The organism is Streptomyces sp. NPDC127177, from assembly GCF_042672475.1.
Lineage (GTDB): Bacteria > Actinomycetota > Actinomycetes > Streptomycetales > Streptomycetaceae > Streptomyces.
On the sequence record NZ_JBHXUW010000084.1, the window covers coordinates 1 to 21696 of the forward strand.

At 71.4% G+C, this 21696-nt stretch carries 9 protein-coding genes; 7 read left to right on the forward strand and 2 right to left on the reverse strand.

Annotation, left to right across the window (positions count from 1 at the left end; all coding sequences use genetic code 11):
- Positions 1-135: 135 nt before the first annotated feature.
- Both ACFVJX_RS33330 and ACFVJX_RS33335 read right to left on the reverse strand, forming a co-directional pair.
- Positions 136-348 carry an MbtH family protein gene (locus ACFVJX_RS33330; RefSeq protein WP_384135727.1) on the reverse strand — a complete coding sequence of 71 codons (213 nt, stop codon included), beginning with the start codon at positions 346-348 and terminating at the stop codon, positions 136-138.
- Positions 349-493: 145 nt separating this feature from the next.
- The gene (locus ACFVJX_RS33335) at positions 494-787 is read right to left on the reverse strand and encodes a hypothetical protein (protein ID WP_384135725.1); all 294 of its coding nucleotides are present in this window, start codon (positions 785-787) and stop codon (positions 494-496) included.
- Positions 788-1048: 261 nt separating this feature from the next.
- Here ACFVJX_RS33335 and ACFVJX_RS33340 point away from each other — a divergent pair, with 261 nt between their 5' ends.
- The 7 genes from ACFVJX_RS33340 (at position 1049) to ACFVJX_RS33370 (ending at position 21696) form a co-directional block, all read left to right on the forward strand.
- Positions 1049-1501, forward strand: coding sequence for a cobalamin B12-binding domain-containing protein (locus tag ACFVJX_RS33340; protein ID WP_384135723.1), 453 nt, complete (start codon positions 1049-1051; stop codon positions 1499-1501).
- Positions 1498-2907 carry a methylaspartate mutase gene (locus tag ACFVJX_RS33345; protein WP_384135721.1) on the forward strand — a complete coding sequence of 470 codons (1410 nt, stop codon included), beginning with the start codon at positions 1498-1500 and terminating at the stop codon, positions 2905-2907. Before ACFVJX_RS33340 ends, ACFVJX_RS33345 begins: the two co-directional genes overlap by 4 nt.
- Positions 2904-3920 (forward strand): asparagine synthetase A, encoded by a 1017-nt coding sequence (locus ACFVJX_RS33350; RefSeq protein WP_384135719.1) that lies wholly within the window; start codon positions 2904-2906, stop codon positions 3918-3920. Before ACFVJX_RS33345 ends, ACFVJX_RS33350 begins: the two co-directional genes overlap by 4 nt.
- A complete protein-coding gene (locus ACFVJX_RS33355) occupies positions 3917-5182 on the forward strand; it encodes a glutamate synthase-related protein (protein WP_384135717.1) in 1266 nt (421 codons plus the stop codon). Before ACFVJX_RS33350 ends, ACFVJX_RS33355 begins: the two co-directional genes overlap by 4 nt.
- Before the next feature lie 113 nt (positions 5183-5295).
- The gene (locus tag ACFVJX_RS33360) at positions 5296-13506 is read left to right on the forward strand and encodes an amino acid adenylation domain-containing protein (protein WP_384135715.1); all 8211 of its coding nucleotides are present in this window, start codon (positions 5296-5298) and stop codon (positions 13504-13506) included.
- Complete coding sequence (locus ACFVJX_RS33365) at positions 13503-20588, forward strand: amino acid adenylation domain-containing protein (RefSeq protein ID WP_384135713.1); 7086 nt, start codon at positions 13503-13505, stop codon at positions 20586-20588. Before ACFVJX_RS33360 ends, ACFVJX_RS33365 begins: the two co-directional genes overlap by 4 nt.
- A 190-nt stretch (positions 20589-20778) precedes the next feature.
- Complete coding sequence (locus ACFVJX_RS33370; RefSeq protein ID WP_384135711.1) at positions 20779-21696, forward strand: kinase; 918 nt, start codon at positions 20779-20781, stop codon at positions 21694-21696.

Here is a 21696-nt window from a genome sequence, read left to right on the forward strand (position 1 = left end):
ACTTCCGGCGCCCGCGACTTTTTTTTATACGCCACCGCCCCGGCCCGGGGGGTCCCCTCACCACCCGCTACGGGGGGGGGGCGCCCCCCCGACCGCCCCCCCCCCCCCCCCTTCCGGCACGGAGGAACAGCGGATTCAGCCACCCATCGCCGCAACGACCGAACGCGGCCGCATGTCGGTCCAGTTCGCCTCGATGAATTCTCCGCACTCCTGCTTGCTGCCCTCGTCCTTCACCAGCTCCCAGCCCGACGGCTGCTGGATCCGGGCCGGCCACAGCGAATACTGACCCTCTTCGTTGGCCAACACCACATAGCGGCCATCGGAGTCCTCGAACGGATTGGTTGCCATGATTTCCACCTCGGTTGGACGAAGGTATGCATTCGGTCTTCAGGTCTGACTGGGTTTTCTTTTCGCCTGCATCAAAGGCTACGAGCCGCCGACCGGTTCGCCGGGCAGAAGTCCAGGCAGATCGGCGGCACCACGGGCCGCGGGATCAGGCCAGGACGCGGGCCGTCTGATGCGCGTAGGTGAGGGCGACACCGGTGGCAACGGTGGCCGCGCGCACCGCGCCCAGCGCCTCGCGCACCAGCTCCGAACGCTCGGCCGGCATCACCTCGAACCCGGCCTGACCGGCGCGGACGATGTTAACCGCGGCTTCGAGCACGGCGATCTGGGCCTCGCCGAGCGCCTCCCTCCGGTCAACCTTCTCCCGTACGTCTGCCAGGACGTCTGCCAGGACGTCACTGAGCACGTCCGCCACACGGACGCTGTGGCCGGTCTCTGTCATGTCATGACTCCTCGGTCGTTCGCCGGCGGTGTGCACGGGGCCGGGCGGTGAATTCTGCGGGCGCAGTCAGGCCAGTCTCATGCCCCGCCACCCGCCCGGCACAGGGCTGCAGTTCAACTGCTGCTGTCCTGCCGCCCAGTTGCCGCCGGTGACGCCGGAATCGCTTCTGCGGCGAATCTACGGTGGTGGTCGAAAGAAAGTTCAGGGCAATCCTGAATCTCTTTCTCCCCCTGTCATCCAATGATGTGGACGAAGCGAACAATGAAGCCTGCGGAATGGGCGGCTCGTCATCGATCCGGGCCGCTGGATGTTGTTGTCACCGGACTGCAATCAGACGCTCACACCTGGAATCTCATCTACATCCAACTGCTGCTCGAAGACCTCGGGCACAAGGTCGTCAATCTGGGTTCCTGCGTGCCCGAGGACGAGATCGTCGAGTCCTGCTGCAAATACCAGCCCGACCTGCTGGTCGTCAGCAGCGTCAACGGACACGGCTTCAACGATGCCCAGCCGCTGATCGGAGCCATCCGGTCGCGCTGGGAGCTGACCGGCCTGCCGGCCGTCATCGGCGGCAAGCTCGGCGTCTCCGGCGGCGGGGAGAAGGAGGCCGATGTCCTCAGAAGAGCCGGCTTCGACGCCGTCTTCCAGGACGGCGTCGATCTCACCGCTTTCGAGTCCTACGTCGACTCACTGCCCAGGGAGGTGGAACGATGACCGCACCGGTCCTTACGGACGTCCCCGGGGCACGCGCCACCACCGTGCACCCGCGCCCGCTCTCCTTCGGCCGCTTCGTCGCCGAGGCCCAGGCACGCGGCACCCTCGTGGTGCAGCCCCGCATGGGTTTCTCCGACCCGGCGCTGATGCGGGCCGGCCTGCTGGCGACCAAGGGCGCCGCCGACGCGGTCGTCGGCACGATGACGATCGACAGTTACACCCGGGTCAGCGACGAGGCGTCCGCCGTCCGCGCACTGAACAGCGGCGTCCCGCTCAACGGGTTCCCCATCACCTCCTACAGCCCGCACACCTCGCGCTGGGTCCTGGACGGTGTCCGGGACGCCGGCTTCCCGGTGCAGATCCGGCACGGATCGGCCCGCCCCCAGCGCATCGTCACCGCGCTCGCCCGGCTCGGCCTGGACGCGACGGAGGGCGGCCCGGTCTCCTACTGCCTGCCCTACGGGCGCACCCCGCTCCTCGACTCCGTGCGCAACTGGCAGGAGAGCTGCGACTTCCTGGCCGGACTGCGCGGCACCGGGGCCGAACCGCACCTGGAGACCTTCGGCGGCTGCATGCTCGGCCAGCTCTGCCCGCCCGGACTGCTCGTCGCGATCAGCGCGCTGGAAGCGCTCTTCTTCCACCGGGCGGGACTGCGCAGCATCTCACTCAGCTACGCCCAGCAGACCAACGCGGCACAGGACCGCGACGCGGTGCACGCACTGCGCCGGCTGGCCGGCGAATTCCTGCCGGAGACCGACTGGCACATCGTCCTCTACACCTACATGGGCCTCTACCCGCAGACCCGTCGCGGTTCCCTGGACCTTCTGGAACGCTCGGCCGAACTGGCCGTGGAGACCGGGGCGGCCCGGCTGATCGTCAAGACGGCGGCCGAGGCGCACCGCATCCCGACCGTCACGGAGAACGTCGAGGCGCTGCGGGTCGCCGCACGCGCCGCCGCCCGGCACCGGGCGGCGGCCGAGGCCCGGCCGGGGACCGTGCCGGTCCCGCGCACCGGCCAGGCGGACAACGCCGTCTACGCCGAGGCCCGCGCCCTGGTGGACGCCGTGCTGGACCTGGACGACGACCTGGGCCAGGCCCTGCTGAAGGCCTTCGCCCGTGGATACCTCGACGTGCCGTTCTGCCTGCACCCCGACAACGCGGGCCGCTCCCGGAGCCGCATCGACGCATCCGGTCGGCTCACCTGGTCCGAGATCGGGGCGATGCCGCTGGGGCCCGTCCGCGACCGCGGCCGGCGGCTCACGGCCGCCGGGCTGTTCGACGCCCTGTCGTTCGTGCAGCGCCGGCACGACCGCACCCTTCCCCCGTCCGTTTCCCGCCCCTCGCTCCCCCCGGCGGCCCGTCGCCCGGCAGCCCGTCGTCAGCTCACCCAGGAGGTAGCACCATGACCAGCACGATCGCCGAGCCCTACGGCCGTGTCGCGCCCGCGTTCCCGGCCTCTCCCGACCAGCACCTGATGGCCGAGCCGACCCGTGCCACGCTGCGGGTGCAGAGCCGGATGCTCGCGGCCACCCGTTCCTTCCTGACCGCGCAGGGGTTCCAGGAACTGCTGCCGCCGGTCATCGGCCCCGTCACCGACCCGGGCATCCGGGGGTCCAAGCAGGTGGACATCGACTTCTACGGTCACAAGTACAAGCTGATGACGAGCGCGATCCTCTACAAGCAGGCATCGCTGATGGCCTTCGAGAAGATCTTCTACATCGCGCCGAACGTCCGCCTGGAACCGCTGGAGACGGCCGTCACGCACCGCCATCTCGCCGAGTTCCACCAGATAGACGTGGAGATCCGCGACGCGGGCCGCGAGGACGCGATGGAGCTCGCCGAGCAGCTCGTGGCGTACGTCGTCGACGAGGTCGTCCGCGAGATGCCCGGTGACCTGGAGCTGCTCGGCCGGGACCCGGACGCCTTCCGGGAGGTGGTGCGGGGGGCGTTCGCCCGCACCACGCACCGGGAGGCCACCGCCGACCTGGTGGCGCTCGGCCACCCGCAGGACCCCGGCGCCGAGATCGACTGGGAGGGAGAGGAGATCCTCTCCGCGAAGACCAGCCGCCCGTTCTTCGTCGTCGACTACCCCAAGGGTTCGAGGGGCTTCTACGACCAGGAGGACGCCGGCCGGCCCGGCATCCTCCGCAACTTCGACCTGATCGCCCCCGAGGGCTACGGCGAACTGGCCAGCGGCAGCGAGCGCGAACACGACTACGCGGCCCTGGTCACCCGGATGCGCGAGACCGGCGAGAACCCCGCGAAGTACGGCTGGTACCTCGACCTGGCCCGTCGCGGCATCCCCGCCAGCTCCGGCTTCGGCATCGGCCTGGAGCGCTTCACCCGGTACGTCACCGGCCGCACCGCAGCCTGGGAGGCCAGCGCCTACCCGAAGCTCCCCGGAGTGGTGTCGGCATGAGTGCACTGAGCGCCGCGGGCTTCCCCGAGGAACAGGTGCGGCACCGGGCCAGGGCCGGAGCGGCGGGAGCCTTCCCCGCCCTGGAGACCTACGGCAGCAGCCTGCTGGGTGCGATCCCGGCCGGCCACGACCCGCAGGACCTGCTGGAGCGCGCCAGGATAGTGCCGCCGGTCTTCATGCCGGAGCGGCTGAAGAAGCTCATCGACCTGGCCCGTGAGCCGCTGTACACCGACGTCGAACTGGACACCGTCATCGGGGGGTTCACCTCCCGGCTGCCGCTCTACGTCTCCGCGTTCGGCTCGACCCAGGTCGCCAGTCATGACCTGGGCGAGGCGGCCGGGCGGCAGGCCGGACAGCTCGGCATCCCGATGGTCATCGGCGAGAACGTGGTCCCCGTCAACGGCTACCGTGCCGCCTCCGACTCCGGAACGTCCCCGCTGCTCGGCCGGATCGCCGCCTACACCGCGGCCGCCGACGACGAGCACGGCGGGGTGGTGGTCCAGCAGTCCACCGAGGACGCGGACGCCGAGGTGTGGAACCTCGTCTACAGCGATCCGGTCTCCGAACCGCTGCTGGCCACGGGCCGCCTCGCCTTCGAGCTGAAGGTCGGCCAGGGCGCCAAGCCCGGTCTCGGCGGTCTCACCGTCCTGGGCCGCGAGGCGGGCGGCCGGGTCGCCGAACAGTACGCCATGGACGAGGTGTTCGGCGCCGACAGCGAATCGGTCCTCAGGATCAGCAGCCCCGGCACCTTCACCGAGGAGATCCTGCGCCAGCAGATCAGGCTGATGCGGAACAACTTCCCCCGGGTCAGGGTGTGGGTGAAGCTGCACCCCGGGCGCGACGTCGCCCTGGCCGCCGCCACCGCCTGGGCCGCCGGCGCCGACTCCGTCACGGTGGACGGCGCCGAGGGCGGGACCGCCTGGGCACCCACCGGTTTCCTCGGCCAGGTGGGGCTCCCGCTCGGCGAGTGCCTCACCCGCATCGGCCCCACCGACCACTGTCTGCTCGCCAGCGGGCGGATCTGGGAAGGCGGCCGGGCCGCGAAGGCCCTGGCGCTCGGCGCGCGCGCCGTCGGTCTCGGCCGGGCCGCGCTCCTCGCCGTCGACGAGGACGCGGACGCCGGTCTGGTCCGGCTGGTCGAGAGCATCGCCCTCGAACTCCGGCTGCTGATCAGCTCCGTGGGCAAGTACCGCGCGAACGCCCTGGAAGCCGAGGACATCCTGCTGCCCGCCGACGCGGCGACGGCGTCCCGCACCGGCTGACTCCCCTTCCCACCGCACGACTTCGCACCATCCGCACGTCATCCACCGTGGCTCCGTCGGTCTCCCGGCACGCCGCGAGACCACGAGATCCGAGCTACCAAGAAGGTGTTGAGATGTCCCAGCCGCAAGCAGATCCAGCTCTCTCCCTCGGCGCCGGCGTGCCCGCGCACATCGCCTCGTACAACGACACGGCCGAGGACCTTCCCGAGGGTGCGCTGCACGCTCTGTTCGCCGCGCAGGCCGCCCGCACCCCGCAGGCCGTCGCCCTCGTCCGCGAGGACCGCAGCCTCACCTACCGGGAGCTGGACGGCGCGGCCAACGCCCTCGCACACCGGCTCGTCGCCGAGGGCGTACGGCCGGGCGATGCCGTGGGCCTCCTCTTCGACCGCTCGTTCGCCTACGTCATCACGGTCCTCGCCGTACTGAAGAGCGGGGGTGTGTACGTCCCCCTCGATCCCCGCCAGCCCGACGAGCGGCTCAGCTGGATACTCGACAGCACCGGCGCCACCCTCCTGGTGACCGACCGCCCGGGAACGGAGACCGGCTTCGCCGGGGACCTGCCCGCCCTGCGGCTCGACGACCGCAGCGCGACGGCCGGCGCCGCTCCCACCGGACCCGCCATCACGGTCCACCCCGACCAGCCGCTGTACATGATGTTCACCTCGGGCTCCAGCGGCACCCCCAAGGGCGTCGTCAACACCCACCGCAACGTCGTCGAACTGGCCCTGGACCCCGGCTTCGGCGCCGCGGCCCACGAGCGGGTGCTCGCCTACTCGCCGCTGCCCTTCGACTCCTCCACCTACGAGCTGTGGGTCCCGCTGCTGCGCGGCGGACTGGCGGTCGTGCTCTCCGCACCGAATGTCGACATCGGCGAGCTGGCCGAGGCCATCACCCGCCACCAGGTGACCGCCGCATATTTCACGACCGCCCTCTTCGACGCCATGGCGGGCGAGGCGATCGACGCCCTCAAGCAGCTGCGCGAGATCTGGACCGGCGGCGACGTGCTGTCCGCCACCGCCCTCCAACGAGCCCTCGACCACTGCCCGGACACCACGTTCGTGCACGTCTACGGTCCCACCGAGGCGACCGTCTTCTGCAGCTACCAGGTCTTCACCCCCGAGGTGCGAACCCTGGACCGGTTGCACCTCGGCGTCCCGATGGCGAACACGGCCATGTACGTCCTGGACGGCGAACTGCGCCACACCGCCCCCGGCGAGGCCGGTGAACTCTACGTCGCGGGACCGCACCTCGCGCAGGGATACGGCCGCCTGCCGGCCCTGACCGCCGAGCGGTTCACCGCAGACCCGTACGGGCCGTCCGGCAGCCGCATGTACCGCACAGGCGACCTGGCCGCCTGGAACGAGCACGGGGAGATCGTCTTCCTGGGCCGAGCGGACCAGCAGGTCAAACTGCGCGGCAACCGCATCGAGCTCGGCGAGATCGAGACCGTGCTCGTCCGGCACCCCTCCATCGCCCAGGCCGCCGTCATCGTCCGCGAGGACCGGCCCGGCGACAAGCGCCTGGTGGCGTACGCCGTACCCGCCGAGGCAGGCGTCCTGGACGCGGCCGAGCTGCTCCGCCACGCCGCCGAGCAGCTCGTCGAGTACATGGTGCCATCGGCGGTCGTGCCGCTGGGGTCCCTGCCGCTGACCCCGAACGGCAAACTGGACCGGCGCGCACTGCCCGCCCCCCGGGCCGGCGCGGCGCCGGGCGGCCGGGCCCCCCGCAACCCGGTCGAGGAGGTCCTCTGCGGGCTGTTCGCCCACTCCCTGGGAGTGCCGTCGATCGGCATCGACGTCGACTTCTTCGCGGTCGGCGGCCACTCGCTGCTCGCCACCCGGCTGGTGAGCCGGGTGCGCACCGTCCTGGACGTCCAGCTGACGCTGCGGCAGTTCTTCGAGTACCCGACCGTGGCACTCCTCGCCGAGTACGTCGCCACCGGCGGCGGCGAGACGGCGCGCCCGGCCCTGACGGCCCAGGAGCGGCCCGAACCGCTGCCGCTCTCCGCGGCCCAGCAACGGCTCTGGTTCCTCGACCAGCTGGAGGGCCCGTCGGCGACGTACAACATTCCGCTCGCCGTCCGGGTGCGCGGCGAACTCGACGTCGCGGCACTGGAGTCGGCGTTCGCCGACGTCGCGGGACGTCACGAGAGCCTGCGCACCGTGTTCGGACAGGCCGACGGGCAGACCTACCAGCGGATCCTGCCCGCCGACAGCGTCCGGGTCGAACTGCCGGTCATCCCCGCCACCGAGGACACGGTGGCCGCGCTGCTCACGGCCGAGTCCGGCCGCATCTTCGACCTGGCGGCCGATCTGCCGTTCCGCGCAAGCCTGTTCGGCGTCGGCGAGCACGAATACGTACTCCTGGTGGTCATGCACCACATCGTCTCCGACGGCTGGTCCTATCAGCCGCTCATGCGGGACCTGAGCACCGCGTACGCCACCCGCTCCCGCGGCGAACGCCCCGCCTGGGACCCGCTGCCCGCCCAGTACGCGGACTACGCGCTCTGGCACCGCGGTGTACTCGGCGACCCGGCGGACCAGGACAGCGTCGCAGGCCGTCAACTCGACTACTGGCAAACGGCCCTGGCCGACCTCCCGGAGGAGGTCACGCTCCCGGCCGTGCGCCCGCGCCCGGCCGTCGCCTCCTACCGCGGGGCGACCCACACGGTGCACCTCTCCGAGCACGTCCACTCCGCGCTCGCCGAACTGGCGAGCGAATCGGGCGCCTCGGTGTTCATGGTCGCCCAGGCGGCGGTGTCGACCCTGCTGTCGCGGTCCGGAGCCGGACACGACATCCCGCTCGGCTCACCCATCGCGGGCCGTACGGACCAGGCGCTCGACGATCTGGTGGGCTTCTTCGTCAACACCCTCGTACTGCGGACCGACACCAGCGGATCCCCGAGCTTCCGCGAGCTGCTGACCCGGGTGAGGGAGACCGACCTCGCCGCATGGGGCAATCAGGACCTGCCCTTCGACCGGCTGGTGGAGGCGCTCAACCCCGACCGTTCGGCGGCCCGGCACCCGCTGTTCCAGGTGATGCTGACGCTCACGGACGCGGCCACACCGACACTCGTCGGAGCGGACCTGGAGACCGAGTCGGAGTTCACCTGGCTGAGCATCGCCAAGTTCGACCTGACGTTCTCCTTCGCCGAGCACCGCGGGGAGGACGGCCGGCCCGGCGGGCTGGACATCACGATCGAGTACGCGACGGACCTGTACGACGCCCGGTCGGTGGAGTCGGCCGGCGAGCGTCTGGTGCGTCTGTTGGAGGCCGCGGCTTCGACCCCGGACCGTCCGGTGGGCGAGCTGGAGCTGCTGTCGGAGAACGAGCGCGGGCTGCTGCTGGAGGAGTGGGCCGGTGCGCACACCGGTTCTCCCGATACCGGCCTCGCGCAGCTCTTCGCCGCGCAGGTGGCACGGGCCCCGGACGCGGTCGCGGTGGTGGGGGAGGGGCGAGAGCTCTCCTACCGCGAAGTGGACGCGCTGGCCAACCGTGCGGCACACCGGCTGATCGGTGAGGGAGTGCGGCCCGGCAGCCGGGTGGCGTTGTTCCAGGAGCGCTCGGTGAGCGCGGTGGTGACGACGCTGGCCGTGGTGAAGGCCGGAGCGGTGTACGTACCGCTGGACACCCGGTACCCCTCCGAGCGCGTCGAGTTGATCGTGGGCGGGTCGGGCGTCTCGCACGTGGTGACGGACCGGGACCCGGGATCCTGGACCGTGCCCGCGGATGTGCGTGTACTGGGGCCGGTGACGGACGACGAGGGCGACTCCTCCGATCCGTCGGTGCCGGCGCATCCGGACCAGCCGGTGTACGCGATGTTCACGTCGGGTTCTACGGGTGTGCCGAAGGGGGTCGCGGTCACCCATCGCAATGTCGCGGACCTGGCCGCGCAGACCATGTACGCGAACGGCAACCACCGGCGCGTGCTGTTCCACTCGGCGATGGCGTTCGACGCCTCGACGTACGAGATGTGGGTGCCGTGGCTGAACGGCGGCACGCTCGTCGTCGCCCCCGCGGGGCACCTGGACGCGGCCGCGTACGAGAAGCTGCTGGCCGAGCACCGGGTCACCGCGCTCTGGCTGACGGCGGGTCTCTTCCGCGTGATGGCGGAGGAGGCGCCGGAGGCGTTCGCCGGGGTGCGTGAGGTGTGGGCGGGTGGCGATGTGGTCGCACCGGAGGCGGTACGCCGTGTCATGGAGCACTGCCCGGACGTCACCGTCGTCAACGGGTACGGGCCGACGGAGACCACCACCTTCGCCACAACGCACCGTATCCACCGCCCGCTGGACTACGCGGGTGCCGTCCCGATCGGGGAGCCGCTCGACAACCACCGGCTGTACGTGCTGGACGAGGGCCTGCGACTGGTCGCCCCGGGTGTCCCCGGGGAGCTGTACATCGCGGGCGCCGGTCTCGCGCAGGGCTACCTCAACCGCGCCTCGCTGACGGCGGACCGTTTCGTCGCGGATCCGTACGGTCGGGCGGGTACGCGGATGTACCGGACCGGTGACCTGGTGCGGTGGAACGCCGAAGGTTCCATCGAGTACCTCGGCCGCGCCGACCAGCAGGTCAAGCTCCGTGGCTTCCGCATCGAACTCGGTGAGATCGAGACGGCGTTGAGCTCACAGGAGACCGTTGGGCAGGCGACCGTCGTGGTCCGTGAGGACCGGCCCGGCGACAAGCGCCTCGCCGCCTACCTCGTCGCCGCCGACGGCGCCACCATCGACACCGACGCCGTACACCGCGAGATCGCCGTGGCGCTCCCCGAGTACATGGTCCCGTCCGCCTTCGTCGTGCTCGACGAGATCCCGCTCACCGTCAACGGCAAGGTCGACCGACGCGCCCTGCCCGCACCGGAGTCGGGCAACGACACCACCGGGCGCGCACCCCGGGGGCCGGTCGAGGAGGTGCTGTGCGGACTCTTCGCGGAGGTACTGGGACTTCCCTCGGTCACCATCGACGACCACTTCTTCCACCTCGGCGGACACTCCCTGCTCGCCACCCGCCTCATCAGCCGCATCCGGCAGGCCTTCGGCGTCCAGATCACCGTCAGGGACCTCTTCCGGGGCCCGACGGCGGCCGCACTGGCCGAGTACGTCGAAGCGGGCGGCGAGGCGGTCCGACGCCCGGCGCTCCGGGAGGCGGTGCGGCCGGAGCGGGTGCCGCTCTCCTCGGCCCAGCAGCGCCTCTGGTTCCTGCACCACCTGGAGGGGCCGTCGGCGACGTACAACATCCCGCTGTCCCTGCGCCTCACGGGCGCACTCGACATCCAGGCCCTCCAACTCGCGCTCACCGACCTGGTGGTGCGGCACGAGTCGCTGCGCACCCTCTTCGGGACGACGGCTGAAGCCGCCTACCAGTGGCAGCTTCCGGCGGCCGAGGTCAGGGTGGAACTGCCCGTCGTCGCGGCGACCGAGGACACCCTGCAGGAACTGCTCGCCGGCCATGCCGCCCGGACGTTCGACCTGGAAGCCGAAATGCCGGTCCGGGCCGCGCTCTTCGCGCTCGGGAGCGAGGAACACGTCCTGCTGGTCGTGATGCACCACATCGCGTCCGACGGCTGGTCCACCACCCCGCTGCTGCGCGATCTGACCGCCGCCTACACGGCGCGTACCCGGGGCGGGGCGCCTGCGTGGGAGCCGCTGCCCGTCCAGTACGCCGACTACACCCTCTGGCAGCGCGAACTGCTCGCGGCGGACGGTGAGCGGCAGGAGGAGTTCTGGCGCAGGACGCTGGGCGGCCTGCCCGACGAGGCCACCCTGCCGTCCGACCGCCCCCGTCCGACGGTCGCCACCTACCGCGGCACCACCCATGGCGTCCACCTCTCCGCGGAGCTGCACGACGCCCTGACCCGGCTGGCCAGGGAGACGGGCACCACTCTGTTCATGGTGGCCCAGGCCGCCGTCGCCACCACGCTGTCCCGCTCCGGCGCCGGGAAGGACATCCCGATCGGCGCCCCGATCGCCGGCCGCTCGGAGCAGTCCCTCGACGACCTCGTCGGATTCTTCGTCAACACGCTCGTGATGCGTACCGATCTGACGGGCGACCCCAGCTTCCGCGAGCTGCTGACCCGGGTCCGGGAGTCCGACCTCGCGGCCTGGGCCCACCAGGACCTGCCGTTCGACCGGCTGGTGGAGGCCCTCAATCCCGAGCGCTCCACCGCCCGCCACCCCCTCTTCCAGGTCGTACTGACCCTTCAGGAGGCAGTGACCCCGACCGTCGAATTCCCCGGGATCTCGGCCGAGTCGGGCTTCACCGCCCTGGACATCTCCAAATTCGACCTGACCTTCTCCTTCCACGAGCACCGCACGGCCGACGGCCGCCCCGGCGGGCTGGACATCAGGGTCGAGTACGCCACGGACCTGTACGACGCCGGCACCGTCGAGGCGGTCACCGGACGACTGGTCCGGCTGTTGGGCGACGCCGTGGAGAACCCCGAGAAGAGTGTCGGTGAGCTGGAGTTCATCGGACCCGACGAACGCCACCAGCTCCTTGAGGGGTGGAAGGGCTCGGTCACCGGGTCCTCCGACAGGGGCCTCGCGGAACTCTTCGCCGACCAGGCCGCCCGCACCCCGGACGCGATCGCCCTGATCGACGGCGCCCGGCAGCGCACCTACGCGGAGCTGGACGCGGAATCCAACCAGCTGGCGCACCACCTCGTGGGCCTCGGAGTGCGGCCGGAAAGCGTCGTCGCCGTCCTGATGGAGCGGTCGGCGGACCTGCTCACCGGACTGCTCGCCGTGGTCAAGGCCGGAGGCGTCTACGCACCGCTCAACACCGCGGACCCCGACACCCGGCTCCTGCGGATCCTCACCGAGACCGCGGCACCGGTCCTGCTCACCGACAAGGCGATGTCCGATCACCCGGTCGTGGCCCTGACCACGGCCGAGGCCGTCGTCTTCGACGGGCCGGCCGGATTCGCCCACCTGCCCTCGACACCACCTGCGCCCCCCGCCCACCCCGACCAGTGGCTGTACGTGATGTTCACGTCGGGTTCGACGGGTGTGCCGAAGGGGGTCGCGATCACCCATCGCAACGTCGCGGACCTGGCGGCCCAGAGCATGTACGCGAACGGCTGCCACAGCCGGGTGCTGTTCCACTCGGCCCACACCTTCGACGCCTCGACGCACGAGATATGGGTGCCGTGGCTGAACGGCGGCACGATCGCCGTCGCGCCCGCCGGCCATCTCGACGCGGCCGCCTACGCGAAGCTCGTCGCCGAGTACGGGATCACCGGCCTCTGGCTGACCACGGGCCTCTTCCGGGCGATGGCGGAGGAAGCCCCGGGATCGTTCGCCGGGCTGCGCGAGGTGTGGACGGGCGGTGAGGTGATAGCGCCGGAGGCCGTACGCAGCTTCATGGAGCACTGCCCGGACCTGACCATCGCCAACCTCTACGGCCCGACGGAGACGACGACCTTCGCCACGATCCACCGTATCCACCGCCCACTGGACTACGCGGGTGCCATCCCGATCGGGGAGCCGCTCGACAACCACCGGCTGTACGTGCTGGACGAGGGGCTGCGGCTGGTCGCTCCGGGCGTTCCGGGGGAGCTGTACATCGCGGGAGCCGGTCTGGCGCGGGGCTACCTCGACCGCGCCGCGCTGACGGCGGAACGCTTCGTCGCCGACCCCTACGGTCCGGCGGGGACGCGGATGTACCGCACCGGTGACCTGGTCCGCTGGAACCATGACGGGTCCGTCGAGTACGTCGGCCGCGCCGACCAGCAGGTCAAGCTCCGTGGTTTCCGCATCGAACTCGGCGAGATCGAGACGGCTCTCGTCGGCCGGCCGGACGTGGCCCAGGCCACCGTGATCGTCCGGGAGGACCGGCCCGGCGACAAGCGCCTCGTCGCCTACCTCACCGCGGCGGAGGGCGCCCGGATCGAACCCGGGGACGTACGCCGGCAGGTGTCCGGGCTGCTGCCCGTGTACATGGTGCCGTCCTCCTTCGTCGTACTGGACGAGATCCCGCTCACCGTCAACGGCAAGGTCGACCGACGCGCCCTGCCCGCACCGCAGTTCGTCAACGACGTCACCGGGCGCGCGCCGCGCACCGCCAAGGAAGAGGTCCTGTGCGGCCTCTTCGCGGAAGTGCTCGGGCTGCCGTCGGTCACCATCGACGACCACTTCTTCCACATCGGCGGGCACTCGCTCCTCGCGACCCGGCTCACCGGCCGGATCCGCACCGTACTCGGGGTCGAGCTCTCCGTCGCGACCCTCTTCGAACACCCGATCGTGGCCACGCTCGTCGAGAAGCTCGACAGCGCCGCGGCCGCGCGGCCCAAACTTCGGCCGATGCGCCGGATGGGAGTGACCAAGTGATTCCCTTGTCCTTCGCCCAGCAGCGGCTGTGGTTCATCGCCCAGATGGAAGGGCCGTCGACCACCTACAACATCCCGCTCGCCGTGCGGCTGAACGGCGAACTCGACCGCCCGGCACTCCAGTCGGCGCTCCTGGACGTGGTCGGCAGGCACGAGAGCCTGCGCACCCTCTTCCCCGACCAGGACGGCACCCCCTACCAGCGCATCCTCGACGAGGAGGACGTGGAGCTCGTACTGGAGGTCGTCGAGGCCGACGCCGCGACGCTGCCGGCCGTGCTCGCCGCGGAGTCGGCCCAGGTCTTCCACCTCGCGGCCGACCTGCCGATCCGGGCCCGTCTCATCGCCCTCGGTGAGCAGGAGAACGTCCTGCTCCTGGTGATGCACCACATCGTGACGGACGGTGGCTCGACCGGGCCCCTGCTCCAGGACCTCGCCACCGCCTACGAGGCCCGGGTCCAGGGCACCGTGCCGGACTGGGAGCCGCTGCCGGTCCAGTACGCCGACTACACGCTGTGGCAGCAGGAGCTGCTCGGCGAGGCCGACGACCCGGAGAGCGCCGGCTCCCGACAACTGGACTTCTGGCGGCAGACCTTGGCGGACCTCCCGGAGGAGGGCACGCTGCCGGCGGACCGGCCGCGCCCGGCCTCTGCCTCGTACGTGGGCGCCACCTGTGAGACGCGTCTGCCCGCGGACATCCACACCGGTCTGACGCACCTCGCGCGGGAGTCCGGCGCCACGCTGTTCATGGCGGTCCAGGCCGCCGTCGCGACCGTCCTGTCCCGCTCCGGGGCCGGCTACGACATACCGATCGGCTCTCCGGTGTCGGGCCGCATCGACGAGGCGCTCGACGGTCTGGTGGGCTTCTTCGTCAACACCCTGGTGCTGCGTACGGACGTCACGGGCGACCCGAGCTTCCGTGATCTGCTCTCCCGGGTCCGCAAGACGGATCTGGCCGCCTGGGACAACCAGGACCTGCCCTTCGACCGGCTGGTCGAGGTGCTGAACCCCGAGCGCTCCGCGTCCCGTCATCCGCTCTTCCAGGTGATGCTCACCATGGGCGAGGCCGGTTCCGACGCCGTCGGCTTGCCGGGGCTCGACGCCCGTACCGAGTACAGCGCCCTCAAGATCGCCAAGTTCGACCTGACGTTCGGCTTCGCCGAGCACCGCACCCGCGACGGCCGGCCGGACGGCCTGGACATCACCATCGAATACGCCACCGACCTCTTCGACGCACGGACGATCGACGCCCTCATGGCCAGGCTGAACCGGCTGCTCGAAGCCGTCGTCACCTCGCCCGACACCCCGCTGCCGGTTCTGGACCTGCTCGGTGAACACGAGCGGCGGCTGCTCCTGGAGGAGCGCAGCGGCGCCGACACCGGCACGTCGGAGAAGAGCCTGGCGGAGCTGTTCGCCGCGCAGGCCGCCCGCACCCCGGACGCGGTAGCCCTGGTCGACGAGGACCGCGATCTGACGTTCGCCGAACTCGACCGGATCACCAACCAGTTGGCCCACCACCTCATCAGCCTCGGCATCCGGCAGCACGACGTGGTCGCCGTCCTGATGGAGCGCTCGACCGACCTGCTGACCGCTCTGCTCGCCGTGGTCAAGGCCGGAGCCGTGTACGCCCCGCTGAACACCACCGACCCCGACAGCCGGCTCGTGCAGATCCTCGCCGACACCGGGGCGCCGGTCCTGCTCACCGACCGGGCCCTCTCGGACCACCAGGTCGTCCTGGACGCCGACGCACAGGTCGTGGTCCTCGGCGACACCACGGAAGTCGGCCACCTCCCCGCCACAGCACCGGCGTTCGACATCCACCCCGACCAGCCGGTGTACGCGATGTTCACGTCGGGTTCTACGGGTGTGCCGAAGGGGGTCGCGGTCACCCATCGCAATGTCGCGGACCTGGCCGCGCAGACCATGTACGCGAACGGCAACCACCGGCGCGTGCTGTTCCACTCGCCGGCCGCCTTCGACGCCTCGACATACGAGATATGGGTGCCCTGGCTGAACGGCCGCACGGTCGTCGTGGCCCCCCGCGGCCATCTCGCCCCGGCCGACTACCAGCGGCTGCTGGCCGAGCACCGGGTCACCGCGCTCTGGCTGACGGCGGGTCTCTTCCGCGTGATGGCCGAGGAGGCGCCGGAGGCGTTCGCCGGGGTGCGTGAGGTGTGGGCGGGTGGTGATGTGGTCGCACCGGAGGCGGTACGCCGTGTCATGGAGCACTGCCCGGACGTCACTGTCGTCAACGGGTACGGGCCGACGGAGACCACCACGTTCGCGACCACGCACCGTATCCACCGGCCGCTGGACTACGCGGGTGCCGTCCCGATCGGGGAGCCGCTCGACAACCACCGGCTGTACGTGCTGGACGAGGGCCTGCGACTCGCCGCGCCGGGCGCTCCCGGGGAGCTGTACATCGCGGGCGCCGGTCTCGCGCAGGGCTACCTCAACCGCGCCTCGCTGACAGCGGAGCGCTTCGTCGCGGATCCGTACGGTCGGGCGGGTACGCGGATGTACCGGACCGGTGACCTGGTGCGGTGGAACGCCGAAGGTTCCATCGAGTACCTCGGCCGCGCCGACCAGCAGGTCAAGCTCCGTGGCTTCCGCATCGAACTCGGCGAGATCGAGACGGCGTTGAGCTCACAGGAGACCGTGGGGCAGGCGACCGTCGTGGTCCGTGAGGACCGGCCCGGCGACAAGCGCCTCGCCGCCTACCTCGTCGCCGCCGACGGCGCCACCATCGACACCGACGCCGTACACCGCGAGATCGCCGTCGCACTCCCCGAGTACATGGTCCCGTCCGCCTTCGTGGTCCTCGACCGGATACCCCTCACCACCAACGGCAAGGTCGACCGACGTGCGCTGCCCGCACCCCTGCAGAGCGCGGACGCCGGGGGACGCCCGCCCAGGACGCCCGCCGAGGAGGTCCTGTGCGGACTCTTCGCGGCCGTACTCGGACTTCCCTCGGTCACCATCGACGACCACTTCTTCCGGCGCGGCGGGCACTCCCTGCTCGCCACCCGGCTCGTCAGCCGCATCCGGGCCGTATGGGACACCGAGATCACCATCCGGGACCTGTTCCAGCACGCGACGGTCGCGCAGCTGGCCGAGCGCATCGCGGCCGGTAGCAGCGAGGAGCGACGGCCGGCACTGATGCCCGAGGAAAGGCCGGAGCGGGTACCGCTCTCCTCCGCCCAGCAGCGGTTGTGGTTCCTCGACCAGATGGAAGGGCCGTCCGCCACCTACAACATCCCGCTCGCCCTGCGGCTGAGGGGCCCCCTCGACCAGCAGGCACTCCGGCTCGCCCTCACCGACGTGACCACCCGCCACGAAGGTCTGCGCACCGTCTTCCCCACCCACGAGGGCGCCCCCCACCAGCACGTCCTGCCCCCGGCCGACACCGAGCTCCCCGTGATCGCCACCACCGAGGAGGAACTCCCGCGACGGCTCTCCGCCCTGTCCGGCCGGACCTTCGACCTGTCCGCCGAACCGCCCTGCCGCGCACAGCTGCTGAAGCTCGGAGCCGAGGAACACGTCCTCCTGCTCGTGATCCACCACATCGCCTCCGACGGCTGGTCCAACGGGCCGCTCTTCCGCGACCTGGCCACCGCCTACGAGGCCCGCGCGCAAGGAGCCGCCCCCGGGTGGGAGCCGCTGCCGGTGCAGTACGCCGACTACTCCCTCTGGCAGCAACGGCTCCTGGAACGCGACGAGGACCGTCACCTCGACCACTGGCGCGAGGTGCTCGCCGAACTGCCGGAGGAGGCCACGCTCCCCACCGACCACGCCCGGCCCGCCGTCGCCTCCAACCGGGGCCGCACCCACACCGTGCACTGCCCCGCCGAACTGCACGCCGACCTGATGGCACTGGCCCAGGCCACCGGGACCACGCTGTTCATGGTCGCCCAGGCAGCCGTCGCGACCCTGCTGTCGCGCTCCGGTGCCGGGCACGACATCCCGCTCGGCTCGCCGGTCGCGGGCCGCACCGACCAGAAGCTCGACGACCTCGTCGGCTTCTTCGTCAACACCCTCGTCCTGCGCACCGACACCAGCGGCGCCCCGACCTTCCGCGAACTGCTGACCCGGGTGAGGGAGACCGACCTCGCCGCCTGGGCCCACCAGGACCTGCCCTTCGACCGGCTGGTCGAAGCCCTCAACCCCGAGCGCACCACCGCCCGCCACCCCCTCTTCCAGGTCATGCTCACCGTCGGCGACACCAGCAACGAGGCCCCGCCGCTCGCCGGTCTGGAGAGCGAGTTCGCCTTCCCGCCGGTCTCCGTCGCGAAGTTCGACCTCACCTTCGCGTTCGCCGAGAACCGAGCCGCCGACGGCCGTCCCGACGGGCTCGACATCCTCATCGAGTACACCACCGACCTCTACGAGGCACGCACCATCGAGGCCACGGCGGACCGCCTGGTCCGGCTCCTCACCGGGGCCGTGGCAGACCCCGACGTTCCGCTCGCGGCCCTGGAGACGGTGTCCGAGCAGGAACGGGCCCGGCTGCGCGAATGGACCGGCGCCCCGACGCCGGCACCGGGCCGCGGACTCGACGGCCTGTTCGCTGAACAGGCCGCCCGCACCCCGCACTCGGTGGCGCTGGTCCACGAGGAACAGCAGGTCACCTACCAGGAGCTGGACATCTGGTCCAACCGGCTGGCCCGCCACCTGACCGCCCGGGGTGTCACCCCCGGCAGCATCGTCGCCATCCACCTGGAGCGCTCCCCGCAGCTCATCGCGGCGCTGCTCGCCGCCCTGAAGGCCGGGGCCGGATACACCCTGCTCGACCCGCAGTTCCCGGCCGACCGGCTGAACACCGTGCTCGGGCAGACCGGCCCGGCCGCGCTGGTCACCCAGGCACACCTGACCCCCCTGTCGACCCCGGCCACCATCGTCGACCTGACCGCGGAGGTCACCGCGATCAGCGGCCGGCCGGGGACACCGGTGGAGACGGGCGGGCACCCGGAGTCCATCGCCTGCGTGATGTTCACCTCCGGATCGACCGGCGTCCCCAAGGGCGTCGCCGCCTCGCACCGGGCACTGGCCGCCACCTTCATCGGCCCCGACTACCTGGACTTCGGACCCGAACAGACCTATCTGCAGAGCTCCCCGGTGTCCTGGGACGCCTTCGCCCTGGAGGTCTTCGGACCGCTCCTGCACGGCGGCGTGTGCGTCCTGCAGCCGGGCCAGCACACCGACCCGCACCAGATCGCCGAGCTGGTGGAGCAGCACGGCGTCACCACCCTGCAGATGTCGGCGAGCCTGTTCAACCACATGCTCGACGAGCACCCGGCGGTGTTCTCCCGCATCAAGGAGGCGATGACCGCCGGTGAGGCGGCCTCACCCGCCCACACCGCCAAGGCGCTGGCCGACCACCCGCACCTCCACCTGGTCAACGGCTACGGGCCGGCCGAGAGCATGGGCTTCACCACCGCCCACACCATCACCCGCCCCGCGCCGGCCATCCCGATCGGACGGCCGATCGCCGGCAAGCACGCCTACGTGCTGGACGAGAACCTCAGGCAACTGCCACCGGGAGTCCCCGGCGAGCTCTACGTCGCCGGACACGGCCTGGCCCACGGCTACATCGGGCAGCCCGTCCTGAGCGCGGAGCGGTTCGTCGCCGACCCGCACGGCGTGCCGGGCTCCCGGATGTACCGGACCGGCGACCTGGCACGCTGGAGCCAGGACGGTGCGCTGGAGTATTTCGGCCGGGCCGACCAGCAGATCAAGCTGCGGGGTTTCCGCATCGAGCCGGGTGAGATCGAGTCGGCACTGCTGCGGCACCCCTCCCTCGCGCAGGTGGCGGTGCTGATCCGGGAGGACCGGCCCGGTGACAAGCGCCTGGTGGCGTACGTGGTGCCCACCGAAGGCAGCCGGCCCGACCTCCCCGAGCTGCGCCGGCACGCGGCTGCGGCACTGCCCGAGTACATGGTTCCGGCCACGATCGTGCCGCTGGACGCGCTGCCGCTGACGGTCAACGGCAAGCTCGACCGGCGCGCGCTGCCCGAACCCCCGCAGGCCGACAACGCCGGCGGCCGGGCGCCGCGCACCCCGGCGGAGGAGGTCCTGTGCGGCCTCTTCGCGGCCACACTCGGGGTGCAGTCCGTCACCATCGACGACCACTTCTTCCAACTGGGCGGCCACTCCCTGCTCGCCACCCGGCTGATCGGCCGGATCCGCGGCATCTGGGACACCCGGGTCACCATCCGGGACCTGTTCCAGTACCCGACGCCCGCGCTGCTCGCCGAACACATCGCCTCCAACACGGGCGGCGACCCGATGGAGACGCTGCTGCCGATCCGGGCCGCGTCCGGAACCGCCACCGAGGCCCCGCTCTTCTGCGTCCACGCCATCTCCGGGATGAGCTGGTCCTACGCCGGTCTGCTCCGGCACATCGGCGGACAACGGCCGCTGATCGGCCTCCAGGCCAAGGAGCTGACGAGCCCGTCGGACCGGCCCGGCGGAATCGAGGAGATGGCGGACGGCTACGCGGCCGAGATCCGCTCCGTCCAGCCGCACGGCCCGTACCACCTGCTCGGCTGGTCGTTCGGCGGTCTGGTGGCGCACGCCATCGCGGCCCGGCTGGAGGAGCAGGGCGAGGAAGTGGCCCTCCTGGCGCTGCTCGACTCCTACCCGCTGCCCGACGGATTCCGGCCACCCGCCATCACCGGCCGCGAGGTGCTGACGGCCCTGCTCGGGGGCCGCGGCGCCGAACTCGACGTGCGGTGCGCCGACAGCGCCCCGGACGCGGAGGAGCTGGCCGCCGTGCTGCGCGCCGAGGACGCCATCCTGGGAGCGCTGGAGCCGGCCCAGGCCGCCGCGGTCGTCGCGGCGACGGCCGGGAACCTGGAGATGCGCTACCGGTACGTCCCCGCACGGCGGTTCGGCGGCGACGCGGTGTTCTTCAACGCCGCCCGGACACCGGCCGCGACGACCGGCGCCGAGGCCTGGGCACCCCATGTCCTGGGCCGGGTCGAGGAGTACGACATCGACTGCGCGCACTGGGACATGACGACCGCCGAGCCGCTGCGCGAGATCGGAAAGGTACTGGCCGAGGAGTTGCGCGGCGCACGCCACTGACCTCCACGACAGCCCCACAGGTGCCCGGGACCGCCCACACGGCGGACCCGGGCACCTGCGCGTGCGCGGCCGGCCGCGGCGCCCCAAGCTGCCCGCGGCCTGCCGCTCATGCCGCCGGGCGGCAGGTCCCGTCCTGCATAGCGTGAAGCCATCCGCAGGCCACGGCTCCCGGCAACAGAAAGTCAAGGAAATGGTTGATCATTCCGGCTGGCGTGTCGGGGTAGCTTCAGCCCCCGTCCACCACGGCGAGATCCTGCAAGGCGTGTTCACCGGTGACGGCGGACTCACCCGAGGCCTCGTCACTCTTCCCTGCACCATTCACGAGACCCGCGCGACGTTCATCCCCGCCCCCGGCTCCGAGGTCACCGTCACGCCGGACTGGAAGGGCAAGGCACGGCGCGCGGCCGAACTCGCGGTCCGCGCCGTGACCCCGCAGGGCGCGGAGCCGGCGGGCGGCCACCTGGACATCACCGGCGACGTACCGCTGTGCCGGGGCTTCGGCTCGTCCACGAGCGATGTGCTCGCGGCCATCTGGGCGGTCAAGGACGCGTTCGTCAGCCCGCTCCCGCCCCAGGAGGTCGCCAGGATCGCGGTGCGCGCGGAGACCGCGTCGGACTCCCTCATGTTCGACGAGTCCACCGTCCTGTTCGCCCAGCGGGAGGGCACGGTGATCGAGGACTTCGGTTACCGGATGCCCGCCCTGCGGATCCTCGGCTTCGGCTCGCGCCCCGAGGGCGGCGGGCGGGGCGTGGACACGCTGGCACTGTCCCCGGCCCGCTACGGGCAGGACGAGATCAACCTCTTCACCCGGCTCCAGGCGATGCTCCGGGAAGCCATCCAGATGAAGGACGTGGCCCTGCTGGGATCGGTGGCCACAGCCAGCACGGAGATCAACCAGCGGCATCTGCCGATCCCGGAGCTCGACCGCATCCGGGACATCGCCCGGACCACCGGAGCCGTCGGCATACAGGCGGCGCACAGCGGGGACATCGCCGGACTCCTCTTCGACCGGGACGACCCCGAGGTCGAGGCGCGGACCGACGCGGCCCAGGACCTTCTGCAAGAGCTCGGAATTCACGAGCAGTGGAACTACACAACGGGTGACTGA